Genomic DNA, 13,002 nt, shown 5'->3' with positions numbered 1-13,002 from the left:
ATGAAAATCGATTCTTCACTTCCATTAGAATATAGTACAGAGGAAAACCGTCTAAAAATCTTTGGTTTTTGGATTTTCCTTGGCGCCGAAATCGTGTTATTTGCCACTTTATTTACTGTGTATTTCACACTTCATACACGTACAGGTAGTGGACCAGATGGTGCCGAGATTTTCGAATTAACTCCCGTTCTATGGGAAACATTCTTATTATTAACAAGTAGTTTCACAATTGGTCTTGGTGTTCATGCAATGCGTATTGGTCGTAAAAAAGCGATGATGACATTCTTTATCATCACTCTATTACTAGGCCTTGGCTTCTTAGCTATTGAGATTGATGAATTTGTCACATATGTACACGAAGGTGCGACGATTCAAACAAGCGCATTCTTATCGTCATTAATGACTTTACTTGGAACGCACGGTGCCCACGTAACATTTGGTTTCTTCTGGGGCGTAGCTATTTTAATCCAAGTAGCGAAACGTGGCTTAAACCCACAAACGGCTAATAAAGCGTTTATCTTCTCACTGTACTGGCATTTCCTAGACGTTGTTTGGATTTTCATCTTCAGCTTCGTCTACTTGAAAGGACTGATTAGCTGATGAAGGAATTATTCCCAAAACAACATGTGATGGGCTTCGGCTTCTCACTATTACTAACAATCGTAGCTTTAGCAGTTGTAAAATTTGATATGTCTCTTAATATGGCATTTGGAATTTTACTAGTAACTGCTCTTGCACAGGCAACTGTACAATTAGTATTATTCATGCACATCGGTGAATCTGAAGATAAAAAAACGTTATATACAACAATTTTATACTCAGTATTCGTAGGTGTTGTGACAATCATTGGTACATTATTTGCTATGATCTGGGGTTATAATTGATCCATTACACTATGGTGTAAGCAAAAGGCTGTCTGTACTTATCGTCCTTGTACGATAAGTTCATGACAGCTTTTTTGTTTTATCCCTATTCATTTGATAATTATCGCGTTTAAAGATTACAAAAGTAGGAGTAATGTTATTTTTTTAATAAAAAAGTAGTTCTTTTCTAACAATTTATGAAACTTTTCCTTTTTTAGTGCGTATAGTAGTAGATAGTGTTTTTTACCAAGAATAGGAGATGAAAGTAATGAAGAAAATTTTTAAAGTATTAGCAGTCGGAACACTAGCGTTGACACTTGCCGCTTGTAATTCAAGCGCTACGCCTACGAAAGACACAACTAATAAAAGCAAACTCACTTTAGAACAAGTGTATGACAAAGCAGTAGATCGCCAGGCTGATATTCAAAGTGCAAGTGCTAAAATGGATATGACACAGGTGACAAAGGTTGGGTCTGGTGAAGAAGCAATGGAGTTTTCAATCGACTCCAAAATGGAGATGGATATCATCGTTGATCCACTTGCAATGCATTTATCAGGATCTATGACAATGCCTGATATGATGAATGAAGGTAAAGAAACAATGGACATGCCAATTGAAATGTATATGAAAAAAGATGCAGGCTTATTTATGAAGGATTCGACAACAGATAGCTGGTTAAAGCTCCCTGATGAGAACTTTGATGCTATATTAGATCAAACGGCGGCTTCTGCTGATGCGAAGGAACAGCTAGAACAATTGAAAAAATTCATTAAGGACTTTACATTTGAACAAACGGATGATGAATACGTCCTTACATTAGATGCAAAAGGCGATAAATTCAAAGAACTAATCGATTCTGAGATTAATAAGTCTATGCAAGAAATGGGTCTAGAAGAAAATCCAATGGATCAACTATCAATTGAAAAAATTAACTACGTACTACACATCGATAAAGAGACTTTCGATACGAACAAAATGGATATGAATTTTGACTTAAAAATGGCCGTAGAAGGTGACGAATTGTTAATGAATACAAAATCAGTCGTTACGTATACTGAATTTAATCATCTAAAAACAATCGATATACCTCAAAGCATTATTGATAACGCTCAAACATTCCAATAAAAAAAGAGCCTGCTTGTCTACTAGCACAAGCAGGTTCTTTTACTCTAAACTATTTTAACAACTAACGAACAATCAACACATCACAAAGCGCATGACGTACGACTTTCTCTGCCACAGAGCCTAACATCATTTTCTCCATACGATTTAATCCAGTTGCACCGCAAACAATTAAATCAACCTGAGGTAACTGTGTTAAAATACCTTTTGGTGAACCTGTTTCTACAATGGATTCGACCTCTTTGACTCCTGTCTGTAATGCCTCTTTTTCTAGCTTTTCCATTTTAAGAATGTTTTCCTTCTTCAATTCCTCGGCATATTTTAAGTCATATGCTGAAACTGCTCCAAACGATTTTGTATCAATGACATTCACCAATTGCAAAATAGCATTGTGTTCCTTTGCTAATTGACTAGCTCTATCCAATGCTTTTAATGATTGTTCTGAGAAATCAATTGCTACTGCGATCTTAAGATAGTTTGCCATGTTTGTCCTCCCCATTCATCCTACCATTCCATGTTTTCTCAAATATTATATCACAATGGCGTTCGATATAGTTTATCATCCTGAGGTTGCGGATTTCCACGACCATCTGTATTATTGCTAATAAAATAAAGAAATTTTTCATCCACAAAGACATCACGAATTCTACCAAATTCTGATAGTAATTCATTGTGTTTGTTCTTATTTATATCAAAAGCTAGGACTGCTGTGCCTCTTAAGGCAGCGACATATAATTGATCATTTACAATAGCAATGCCTGATGGTGCCCATGTGTTAGAAGAACCGGATGTAAAAAGAGGTGTTATCATCCCCTGCTCTTTCTCCATTCCTTCAATAAGAGGCCAGCCATAATTCTTCCCCTTCTCAATGATATTAATTTCATCATTTCCTGCATTGCCATGCTCACTGGCATACATCGTACCATCATTAGACCATGTTAAGCCTTGTGGATTTCGATGTCCATAGCTGTATATATAGGATTGAGGAAAAGGATTATCATTCGGTATGGTGCCATCCAAATTGATGCGCAAAATTTTCCCTTCTAAAGCTTCCACATCCTGTGCTAAAGAAGGTTGTGTTGCATCTCCTACCGTTGCATACAGCTTGCCGTCAGGACCTATTTTCAAACGTCCCCCATGATGGTATGTACCACTCTTTATTCGATCCATAATAAGATTCTGTTCGAGCCATTTATTATCGTTAAACGTTAACGTAACAATTCGATTAAATTGTTCCTCTTCCTCGACATACGTATAATACGCATAAGCAACTTGACTAGTAGGAAAATTAGGTGCTAACACAAATCCCAACATACCAGCTTCTGGAGCAGTTGATAGCTCCTTTTTCAGGATAACCTGCTGCCTATCAACGCCCCCTTCCGCAATCTTGACAATACTTCCTGGCCTTTCTGCTATATAAAAGACATCTCCACTTTTTTGAATCGACCAAGGTGTCTGCAATTGATCTGCTATTATTTCAATAGAGGAATTCATGGCATCTTTAGCATGATTTTCCTCACTTTCTAACCTATTATCGTTATTATCCTTCGTTGACGTACAAGCAACACATAGAATCATCATTAGCAGTATTAAAGGTATGTAACGTCCCATGATTAATCATCCTCTCATTTATGAAAAATAGAAAGAGACGCCACCTAGACGCCTCTCTTACTTTTTATACTTTCAAACAGGATTATTTCACCAAATGTTCTTGTTTTCTCTAACACCTCTAGAAAGGCTTCTTTACGATGGATGAGTCGTTCTTGGTGCAATTTCTGATAGGAATGCTGAAAATCATCTATAGCTATTTTATCCATAAACTCACCTCATATAGTAGTACGTGCTAATATCATTATAATGTTGGAAAATTCTTACGACAATTCTATTTATATTTTTGATTATATGTTCCCAAAATAATAAGGATAAAAGACATATAATTTCTTGTAGCAGCTATTTAAATTTATCTAACTAATGAATGAAAAATGGTAGTACTTTTTCTTCCACAGCTTGTTCACCTGCTTGAATCCATCTACTTTTATCATGAATGTATCCATCTTTATCAAGCGGAGTTTGAAATTGACTAGCACCAGTTGCATCTAGTAAGGAGCCCTCATCATAATCTAGACCAATATTCTCAACATGCTTAATGACAAATGGCTTTTGAAAACGAATTTGAGCATCTTCATTATCAAGCTCTCCTGATGTGACGATAAAAGGGACACGTAAATAAATAGTTTCTCCTGCCTCTTTCCATAATACCGAGTCAAAGCTACCTTTATAGTACTCCCAATTCCCGCCAATCGTGAAACCCCGATCGGCAATTTTATCTCGTAAATAGCCAAACCCTATCTCTTTTCCAACAATTTTTGAATCAAATTGTAACAATTTATCTTCTCCTCCTTTCACTCGATAAAAGTTTAACCTAAAAGACGATATTACAAACTAGCTAAAAGATCATTTTGCTGAACAAAAAAATCCCGAAACCTGAGTAGATTATGGTTTCGGGATTTTCGTAAATTTTTTATAAAGGCACTGAAATATTTCGATGTAACACATATTTAGCAGCTTCTACATACTCTGTGACAGCTCTTTGACTGACTGCGGCTGTAGGAACAATACTCTCAAAGCCATGATAGCAGCCTGGGTATAAGTGGAATTCAACATCTACTCCAGCCTGACATAGCTTGGTTACATATTGTAAAGTCTCATCACGAAATGGATCAAGTTGACCAACACATGTATAAGTAAATGGTAAACCTGATAAATCATCCGCTCTAGCTGCGGCAGCATATGGTGGTACATTGTCGCTACCATTTTCTCCATTCAAATACATTTCCCATCCCTTTTGATTGAGTGAGTGGTTCCAGATCATATGTCCCGTAATTTCTAATGAAGATGGGGTATTATTGCGATCATCAATCATTGGATAGAGCGGCATTTGGAAACTAAGCTTCGGATAATTTCGATCGCGTGTAAGTAGTGCAAGTGCAGCTGTGAGCCCACCACCAGCACTTGCTCCAGCAATCCCTAAACGGGTAGGATCTATCCCTAATTCAACCGCATGATCTGCTACCCATTTTAACGCTGTATAGCAATCTTCAAGCGGAGCTGGATAAGGATGTTCAGGCGCAAGTCGATAGTCTACAGATACTACAACACAATTCGCTTCATTGACAAAACGCTGACAAAGCACATCATCACCCTCTGGTGCTCCTAAGACATAGCCTCCACCATGAATCCATAGCAGGCCTGGGTATATTTCCTTTTGCTCTTTTGACTTATAAATACGAAGACGAAGAGAATCATTATTATCAGGCCCTTGAATGACTTTATTTTCTACTATGATGTGCTCTTCAATTGAAGCTGGCACAGCAACGGCTGCCATTCCGTCTCTTGTAGCTTGTACATTATCCAAATCTAATGGGGGAAAAATTGCTAACGTTTCTTTTAGTTCTGAATCAATACGATGTTCCATTAAAATCCTTCCTCTCTTATTTAAAATGTTTTTACGATGTTAAACCGCCATCAATTGGGACGACAGCACCATTCACATAAGAAGCTTCATGCGAAATTAAGAAAGCGATTACATTTGCGATTTCAGTAGGGTCTGCTAATCTACGTAATGGTCCATCTTCTTCTGGACTCGATGCCAATCCCTTTGTCATGTTTGTCCTCACGCCACCGGGACAAATTGCATTCACTCGAATCCCTTTAGGTCCATATTCCATGGCCGCCGTTTTAGTTAATCCAATTACACCATGCTTACTTGCCGCATAACCACCTAGATAGGGTTGTCCCTGTATACCAGCTGCTGAGGATGTATTCACAATGACACCTGATTGCTGTTGCTCCATTTCTTTTAATACATACTTTAAGCCGAGAAACGTCCCTTTAAGATTGACCGAGATTATTCTATCAAACGTTTCCTCTTCTAAATCTCCCAGTAGTGTAGGTGGGCTTAAAACACCTGCATTATTGATAAAAGCATCAATCCTGCCAAATGTTTCTTTTGCAGCGTCCACATATTTTTTGACATCATTGCTTTGTGAAATATCAGCTTGGACAAAAATTGCTTGTTGGTGATATTCCTTAACAGCATGTAGTGTGTCTTGTCCACTTTTTTCATCAAAATCCACTAAAACTAATGCTTTGCCCATAGTGGCAAGCAATTTTGCAGTCTCTCTTCCTATACCACTTCCAGCACCTGTAATAATGACTACTTGTTGCTCCATATTGATATATGCTCCCCTCTCACAAACTATGATATTGATTTTAATTTCATTAACTTAAAGCCTACATAATTGTTTTGAGCCACCTCATTACAATGTTTTGTGTAATAATCAAATCCTCCTAGATAGATTAAAAAACTTCGAGGTTTGCCCTCAATATTGGCTCCCGTATACCAGGAATCACCTTTGACGTAGAGTGTTGCATTAGCGACATCTCGACAATGTGTGCTCCAAGCTTCCTCTGCTTCTATTGTTGGTTCCACAAGATCAATGTCATGCTCACGCAAATAATGCATGCACTCGGCAATCCATTCGACATGCTGCTCAATAGCAATCGGCATGTTCACGAGAACAGAAGGGCTTTCTGGTCCCGTAATCATAAATAAATTAGGAAAACCTGCTGTTGTGAGTCCAAGATAGGTTTGAACAGCTGCCCCATCCTTCCACTTCTCTTTTAATGACACGCCATTCCTTCCTCGGATATCAATCTTAAATAATGGCCCTGTCATGCCATCATAGCCTGTCGCAAAAATGATGATCTCTAAATCAAAATGGTTATCCGCCGTTTGAATACCTTCTCCTGTTATTTTTTGAATAGGTGATTCTTTGACATCAACCAGTAAAACATTCTCCCTATTATAGGTTTCAAAATAACCGCTATCTAAAACCTGTCTTTTCGTGCCATACATATACTTAGGACATAGTTTTTCTGCAACCACAGGATCTTTCACAATCTGTCGTATTTTGGAGCGAATAAATTCTGCCGCTTTTTCATTGGACTGTTCATTCGTTAACAAGTCATGATAAGTAGCTGAGAAGGCAAAGCCACCTTGTGCCCAAGCTTTCTCAAAAACCGCCTGCCTCTTATCATCAGGTTCTTCCATTGCAGATTGCTGATTTTGTGCAAAAGGTGTACCTGAAACCGAATTTCTCATGGAACGTTTTATCGCTTCAAAATTTTTCTTCGTTTCTTTGATAAAGTCCTCTTCATATGCATGGTTACGAGCGGGAATCGTATATTGTGGAGTGCGTTGAAACACCGTTAACTGCTCTGCTTCTTTTGCAATAACAGGTATTGCCTGAATCCCGCTTGAGCCTGTCCCAATAATTCCTACACGCTTCCCAGTAAAATCAACCTTTTCATGTGGCCAATGCCCCGTGTGATACCATTTTCCGTTAAATTGTTGCAACCCCTGGATGTTAGGAACATTTGCTGCAGATAGACAGCCTATTCCTGTAATAAAGTACCTTGTTAAAATGTACTGCCCATCGTTTAGATGAATCATCCATTTATGTTGTTTTTCATCAAAATGAGCTGCAGTGACTCTTGTGTTAAATTGGATATCTGATCGCAATTGAAAACGATCGGCTACGTAATTTAAGTAGCGTAATATTTCCGCTTGCTCTGGAAATCTAGATGTCCAAGTCCATTCTTCATATAATTCTTTTGAAAATGTGTAGTTATAATAGACGCTTTCAATATCACATCTAGCACCAGGATAACGATTCCAATACCAAACACCACCTACACCATCTCCAGCCTCGTATACAATGGTTGAAAAGCCTTTACTCCTCAACTGATGTAGCATATACAGACCTGCAAATCCAGCACCTAGAACAACTGCATCCACCTCTTTAATTGTTTGACTACTCACCTGTTGCTCCTCCTTACGCCAAAATAGAGAAATATGGCTTTACTTAGCTTAAATACTACAACTTACAGAAAATATTGAAAATTCCTTATTTTAAGCGTAGTATATACTTAAAAAAGGGGATAGGTCATGTCCAATCTTTATACCATTCAAAAACGTTTCAACACAGTACAAAGTTATGCCAACCATGAAGAGCTGTTGATACACATTTTGCAGGTATATTTAGATGCTTTTCCTATCAAGGATGCCTATTTATTGAGGTATTCTCCAATAGGCTTTGTAGCAGAAGGGCTTTCTGAGCAAGCGTGAATTAGAGGTAATGAGACAGGTAGCGCAGGGAGATAGTACAAAGGAAATAGCAGATGTTATGCAATTAAGTGAATTAACCATTACACAATATGTAAAATCTGCTATCAAAAAATTGCGTGCCAAAAATCGCTCTCATGCCATTAGCATTCTTTATCAAGAAGGAATCATTCTTTAAAAAATCAGGGGAGCACGCTACTCCCCTTTTTTAGTAACCCACAATTGTCTTCGCTTTAACAATTTTATTACGCCCAGTAGGCCTTCATTAAATCTATTGACCACGCTGGCTGTTTAACATCCTCTTTAGGTAAAAATTCTTTCATTACAGGCTTTATATCTAGTATAGGTGTGCCATCTATGGCGTCTAGCCCTTGAACGATTAATCCTCTTGATTTGACCTCTAACAAGGCAACGATTGTACTTCCTAATTTATTGGGTCTATTTTTACCTCTTTGTGCGAAAATGCCAACCTCTGGATAATCATGATTATTTCTCGGATGTCTTGTCTCATATTGAATTTGATCGTCTGAAACCTTATCAAAATAAAAAATAATTTCTAGATGAGAAAAATCTTCTATTCCTTTTAAGGACGCCTCTTGGATATGATCAGCAAGTTCAATAGTTGAAATAATCTCTCCCCAATGATCATCTTTTAACATTTGCCGATTGTTACGAGCGGTAGCGATTGATTGAATAGTATATTGCATGTCTTTTATCCCCCATCTTTTCGAATATCTACTATATGTCCTTTCATTCCAGAATAGACTAACTGGACAGAAAAAAAGATGATTAACGATGTTAATCACCTGACGTGCCATAATCCTTAATGGAAACATTCACTTCACATGTAATAGGAACCTCACTAAACGTTTGATCCCATTCTTTTTTTCTTTTTTGCCATACTTTCGGGTAATCGATTCTTAGTTTATTGTCAAATCCAGAAACATCTGTTTGAAATTCATGTTGCGTTTTATCTAGTGCTTTCCTCACTAATTGTTCTATCTCTTTTTCAAATAATTTCTCTGCTTTTTTCAAAAATTGATTGTCAAATGCTTTATCGGAGAGAACCCAATGTTCAGCAATTCTTCCCTCTGATTGAATTTTTATCGTAAAGGAGATTTGATCGCCTTTTACATGTGGAATAATTTTACTTTTAGCTGAAATAATTTCATACACAATGGGTGCTCCTGACTCCTCATCAAAGCCTTTGACAAGACCACCTTTCGCATCGCCAGACATCCATGCAATTCCTTCTAGGTCACTCTCATTTAAAAATCCTCGTAGCTTTTTGGTTTTTCCTTCAATGATAGCAGCGCCTGCAAATTTTACTTCTCCATTTTCCGTACTCACATTTTGCAATAAAAAGCTAGAGTCTGAATACAGCTTCCCCTCTAGTTTGGCTACGGTCATCGGAGGCAAAATTTTAGTCGTCCTTTCATGTCCCTCCATCATTTCTACTAATTGAAAGGCAGGAATTTTAGTTGGTTCATTTGTTTCCAGTGCCTGACTTGCCTGATCCCGAGCAATAAAGAGCAGTCCACTTGGCCGTATTTCTAATTCTCTTAGAAAAAAATCCAACGTTTGCTGGAGATTGATAGTACTAGCCAATTCCTCACCAATAATAATTACTTTGGAATGTTCAGCAAAGGAACGTTTATCCACCTTTAACAGCATATTTCGTAAAGTTGGTAACACCGCATCACCTGTCTCAGAAACATTTTTATACGCTTTTCCTGGCAATGCTCCCTCTTTTGTTCCAGAAACCGTTGTCTCTGACGTAACAAATTGATTGGTAATTGTTAGCAACTGTCTGTTTGCATACCTAGCATCTTGTTGCTCTTCAGAGGAAACATCACCCGTCTCTAAATCCAATGATGTACCTACAATAAGGCCTAAATCCTCTATCTCTTTACTACTCCAACATCCAGTAAGAAGTAAGGTTACCGTCGCAACTAGAAGTAAACGTACACAGCATTGTATTCGCTTCATGCTTTCTTTCCTTTCAATTTCGAAATAAGGAGTAAGGTTATCGGTACTAAACCAAATAAAATTAATGCAGCATGACCAATCTTATCGCCAAATGTAAAAAGATCATTAATATTTTTAGGTGTCATCGCAATAATGTAGATAATTGGCAGTAATCCATATAAGAAAGGATGCATATTTTTCTTAAACAGTTGGGCTAAACCTAAAGTGGCCGCATAATAAGTAATCGTAAAGGTAGCAAAGATTTGCATAATCCAAATTACAAGAAGAAATGACTCAAAGCGTTCAAAAATTAAACCAGGGATTTCAAAACTTCGCATTAATTCAATCGTTGGCCAAGTCCTTGTCATAACACCTTCAATAGATAGAGCACCAATGACCATCACAACCGTGATGACATAAAAGAGCAAAGGTATGGCAATACCCGCCAGTACAACCTTTACGGCTTTTGATTTATCTGATGGGTACATAAATGCCACAAGTAGTAGCATAATTTCAGGCCCTAAAAATGCCAGGGTCGCTGTTTTTATTCCCTTTAACATCGGAACAACGCCCAGACCGAGTACTGGTCTCAAATTATCGATTTCAAAAATCCCTAAGCTTAAAAAAGCCACAAGTAAAAAAATAACAAAGGTAATAGGAAAAATGATTTCAAATAAGCGAGCAATTGTATTGATGCCACCGCTTATTAAGTAAAGCCCAACCCATAAAAAGGGCAAAATAATCGCCCAAGTGGGGGTCCCTTCTAATAAGAAGAGAGAGGTTACTTCAGCCATGATGCGAACTTCAAAGGCAGAAATGGTAAAAAAGTAGGCAATTACACACGCACTTATAAACCACCCTAACCACTTTCCTATGATATCTTGATTATATTGATAAAATGTTTTGTCAGGGTATTGTTGGCTTAGCTTCACAATGATTACACCTGCAATCATTGCAACGACACCACCTAAAAATACACTAATCCAAACATCTGGCGTTTTTACCTTTTCAACAGATGCACGAGGTAAAGTAAGAATCCCAGTGGCAAGAATATAGTTAATAATAATAACAACTGCTTGTGATGTCGTTATTTTATCTTTCATACTGCTGTTCATGGCTGTTTTGCTCCCTTTCTCTTATTCCCCTTTGCGGACCGAATCTTGTGGCTTTAACAATTTAGGACGATGCTTCATCATCTTTAACGGCATTCGTACCATAAAATCTTTCCAATCACCTGCTCGATACGGAATAGTTGGGCTCAAATATGATACACCGAAGCTCTTTAGCTTTACTAAATGACTGCAAAGGAATAAGAAAAATAGAATGATGCCATATAGTCCAAATAAAGCTGCGGAAAACATCGCCACAAAACGTAGCATTCTTAGCGTGATACCAGCATTATATTGAGGGATAGCAAAAGAGGAAATTGCTGTTAATGCCACCACAATGACCATGATTGGACTAACAATTCCTGCCTGTACGGCGGCTTCTCCAATAACAAGTCCCCCAACGATCCCCATTGTCGGACCAATCGGCTTCGGTAGACGAAGTCCTGCTTCTCGTAATATCTCAATAGCGACTTCCATAATGAGGGCTTCAATCAATGCTGGGAACGGTACTCCCTGCCTTGTTGCCATCATGGACAGCGCTAGTTTAGTGGGGATTAAACCTTGATGAAAAGATACAAAAGCAATATACAGGGATGGGCCAAATAAAGAGATGCCTGCAGCAAAATAGCGAAGCAAGCGAATAAGAGAGCTCGACAACCAACGTTCATAGTAATCTTCTGGTGATTGCAGTAGCATATTAAACGTGACTGGCACAATTAATACAAAGGGAGTTCCATCTAAAAGAATTGCGACTCGTCCCTCTAATAAAGCAGCAATAACCCGATCAGGACGTTCGGTACTCTGCACTTGCGAAAATGGACTGAGGTAATTATCCTCCATCAATTGCTCAATATATCCCGATTCAGCAACATCATCCAAATGAATTGTTTCAATTCGTTCCTTCACCTCTTTGACGAGATTAGGCTGTACAATTTCATCTATATAGGCTAAAACCAACTCTTTTTTCGTACGTTCGCCTACTTCCATCTCAATAATCGACAAATTTCGATTCTCACCATGCTGCCTTAATAAAGAGGTATTCACACTTAATTTTTCTGTGAAGCCCACTCTTGGTCCACGTACCATTGCTTCAGAAACAGGCTCCTCAAGATTTCGAGTTTTGCCATGTGCCGTGCCAATGATAAATACATTCTGTATGCCATCCACAATTAATACAGTGGAACCAGTTAATACTTTGCCAACAGCTTTCATGACTTTCGATTCCTCTAGCAGATCACTCACTGGTAGGATTTCATTTCTAATTGAATGTTGTAGTTCATGACCTCTTAAAACAGACGACTTTTCTGTATGTCCATTCATTAATGATTTCAAAATATGTTTGTCAATTAATTCTTTATCGCATAAACCTTTTAGAAAAACGATTGCTGCACGATTATCCGTATTTCCTATTTGAAATTCTCTAAAATGAATATCCCAATTATGGCCAAGTTCTTTCCTCATTTGTAAAAGATCTTTATTATAATCCCCTGTAAATTGTTCTAACGTTTTTTGAACAGGGATGTGTACACTCTCACCTTGTTCACTTTTTTCTTTCATCTCAATTTTGCCATTGCTCTTATTAACAAATAAAAAAACATGAAACAATTTATAAATTAAATATGGAATAAAAAAAGCTAAAAAACCTTGTAAAAAAACTTGCCAATGTGGCATGTAGGAAATCACCTTTTCCCACATATTGATCACCCTCTTTAGTACTCTTGTACAGAGTATCTCTACATGTTTTTATCTTTA

General features: G+C 37.7%; 16 protein-coding genes. 5 read left to right on the top strand and 11 right to left on the bottom strand.

Features of this window, described 5'->3' with window-relative positions; genetic code table 11:
• The 3 genes from qoxC (at position 1) to ACMGGO_RS05860 (ending at position 1,989) form a co-directional block, all read left to right on the top strand.
• The gene (gene qoxC / locus ACMGGO_RS05870; RefSeq protein ID WP_016991860.1) at positions 1 to 600 is read left to right on the top strand and encodes a cytochrome aa3 quinol oxidase subunit III; all 600 of its coding nucleotides are present in this window, start codon (positions 1 to 3) and stop codon (positions 598 to 600) included.
• Complete coding sequence (gene qoxD, locus ACMGGO_RS05865; protein ID WP_004226585.1) at positions 600 to 884, top strand: cytochrome aa3 quinol oxidase subunit IV; 285 nt, start codon at positions 600 to 602, stop codon at positions 882 to 884. The genes qoxC and qoxD overlap by 1 nt, the downstream gene beginning before the upstream one ends.
• A gap of 247 nt (positions 885 to 1,131) precedes the next feature.
• Entirely contained in the window at positions 1,132 to 1,989 is an 858-nt protein-coding gene (locus ACMGGO_RS05860; RefSeq protein WP_048395106.1) for a DUF6612 family protein, read from the top strand.
• 61 nt (positions 1,990 to 2,050) lie between these two features.
• On the opposite strand, the gene ACMGGO_RS05855 is transcribed toward ACMGGO_RS05860, so the two are convergent.
• The 7 genes from ACMGGO_RS05855 to ACMGGO_RS05825 all read right to left on the bottom strand — a co-directional run bounded on the left by ACMGGO_RS05855 (position 2,051) and on the right by ACMGGO_RS05825 (position 7,870).
• The gene (locus ACMGGO_RS05855) at positions 2,051 to 2,470 is read right to left on the bottom strand and encodes a universal stress protein (protein WP_054550012.1); all 420 of its coding nucleotides are present in this window, start codon (positions 2,468 to 2,470) and stop codon (positions 2,051 to 2,053) included.
• Positions 2,471 to 2,520: 50 nt separating this feature from the next.
• Positions 2,521 to 3,597 carry a PQQ-dependent sugar dehydrogenase gene (locus ACMGGO_RS05850; protein ID WP_066036518.1) on the bottom strand — a complete coding sequence of 359 codons (1,077 nt, stop codon included), beginning with the start codon at positions 3,595 to 3,597 and terminating at the stop codon, positions 2,521 to 2,523.
• Between the two features lie 44 nt (positions 3,598 to 3,641).
• Complete coding sequence (locus ACMGGO_RS05845) at positions 3,642 to 3,803, bottom strand: hypothetical protein (protein WP_167444838.1); 162 nt, start codon at positions 3,801 to 3,803, stop codon at positions 3,642 to 3,644.
• Between the two features lie 151 nt (positions 3,804 to 3,954).
• Complete coding sequence (locus tag ACMGGO_RS05840) at positions 3,955 to 4,371, bottom strand: YugN family protein (protein WP_054550010.1); 417 nt, start codon at positions 4,369 to 4,371, stop codon at positions 3,955 to 3,957.
• 136 nt (positions 4,372 to 4,507) lie between these two features.
• The gene (locus tag ACMGGO_RS05835; protein ID WP_420281660.1) at positions 4,508 to 5,461 is read right to left on the bottom strand and encodes an alpha/beta hydrolase; all 954 of its coding nucleotides are present in this window, start codon (positions 5,459 to 5,461) and stop codon (positions 4,508 to 4,510) included.
• A 31-nt stretch (positions 5,462 to 5,492) separates the two neighbouring features.
• Complete coding sequence (locus tag ACMGGO_RS05830) at positions 5,493 to 6,224, bottom strand: SDR family NAD(P)-dependent oxidoreductase (protein ID WP_420282316.1); 732 nt, start codon at positions 6,222 to 6,224, stop codon at positions 5,493 to 5,495.
• Positions 6,225 to 6,244: 20 nt separating this feature from the next.
• Positions 6,245 to 7,870 (bottom strand): flavin-containing monooxygenase, encoded by a 1,626-nt coding sequence (locus tag ACMGGO_RS05825; protein WP_420281659.1) that lies wholly within the window; start codon positions 7,868 to 7,870, stop codon positions 6,245 to 6,247.
• Between the two features lie 126 nt (positions 7,871 to 7,996).
• Between ACMGGO_RS05825 and ACMGGO_RS05820 the strand changes: the two genes are divergently transcribed.
• Together ACMGGO_RS05820 and ACMGGO_RS05815 are read left to right on the top strand one after the other, a co-directional pair.
• A complete protein-coding gene (locus ACMGGO_RS05820; protein ID WP_420281658.1) occupies positions 7,997 to 8,176 on the top strand; it encodes a hypothetical protein in 180 nt (59 codons plus the stop codon).
• Positions 8,177 to 8,186: 10 nt separating this feature from the next.
• Positions 8,187 to 8,351, top strand: a complete 165-nt coding sequence (locus ACMGGO_RS05815; RefSeq protein ID WP_420281657.1) for a response regulator transcription factor — start codon at positions 8,187 to 8,189, stop codon at positions 8,349 to 8,351.
• A gap of 67 nt (positions 8,352 to 8,418) precedes the next feature.
• Here ACMGGO_RS05815 and ACMGGO_RS05810 read toward each other — a convergent pair whose 3' ends face one another.
• The 4 genes from ACMGGO_RS05810 to ACMGGO_RS05795 form a co-directional block, all read right to left on the bottom strand.
• Entirely contained in the window at positions 8,419 to 8,880 is a 462-nt protein-coding gene (locus ACMGGO_RS05810) for an SAM-dependent methyltransferase (RefSeq protein WP_404803711.1), read from the bottom strand.
• A 91-nt stretch (positions 8,881 to 8,971) separates the two neighbouring features.
• A complete protein-coding gene (locus tag ACMGGO_RS05805) occupies positions 8,972 to 10,162 on the bottom strand; it encodes a Ger(x)C family spore germination protein (RefSeq protein WP_004226561.1) in 1,191 nt (396 codons plus the stop codon).
• A complete protein-coding gene (locus tag ACMGGO_RS05800) occupies positions 10,159 to 11,256 on the bottom strand; it encodes a spore germination protein (RefSeq protein WP_004226558.1) in 1,098 nt (365 codons plus the stop codon). The genes ACMGGO_RS05805 and ACMGGO_RS05800 overlap by 4 nt, the downstream gene beginning before the upstream one ends.
• A gap of 21 nt (positions 11,257 to 11,277) precedes the next feature.
• Complete coding sequence (locus ACMGGO_RS05795) at positions 11,278 to 12,945, bottom strand: spore germination protein (RefSeq protein WP_004226556.1); 1,668 nt, start codon at positions 12,943 to 12,945, stop codon at positions 11,278 to 11,280.
• Positions 12,946 to 13,002: the final 57 nt, after the last annotated feature.

Origin of the sequence: Lysinibacillus sp. BNK-21 (genome assembly GCF_048684915.1) — a bacterium.
In the GTDB taxonomy this organism is placed as follows: domain Bacteria; phylum Bacillota; class Bacilli; order Bacillales_A; family Planococcaceae; genus Lysinibacillus; species Lysinibacillus capsici.
Note: the sequence above shows the minus strand (reverse complement) of the source record. Positions and strands in the feature narration are given on the sequence as shown.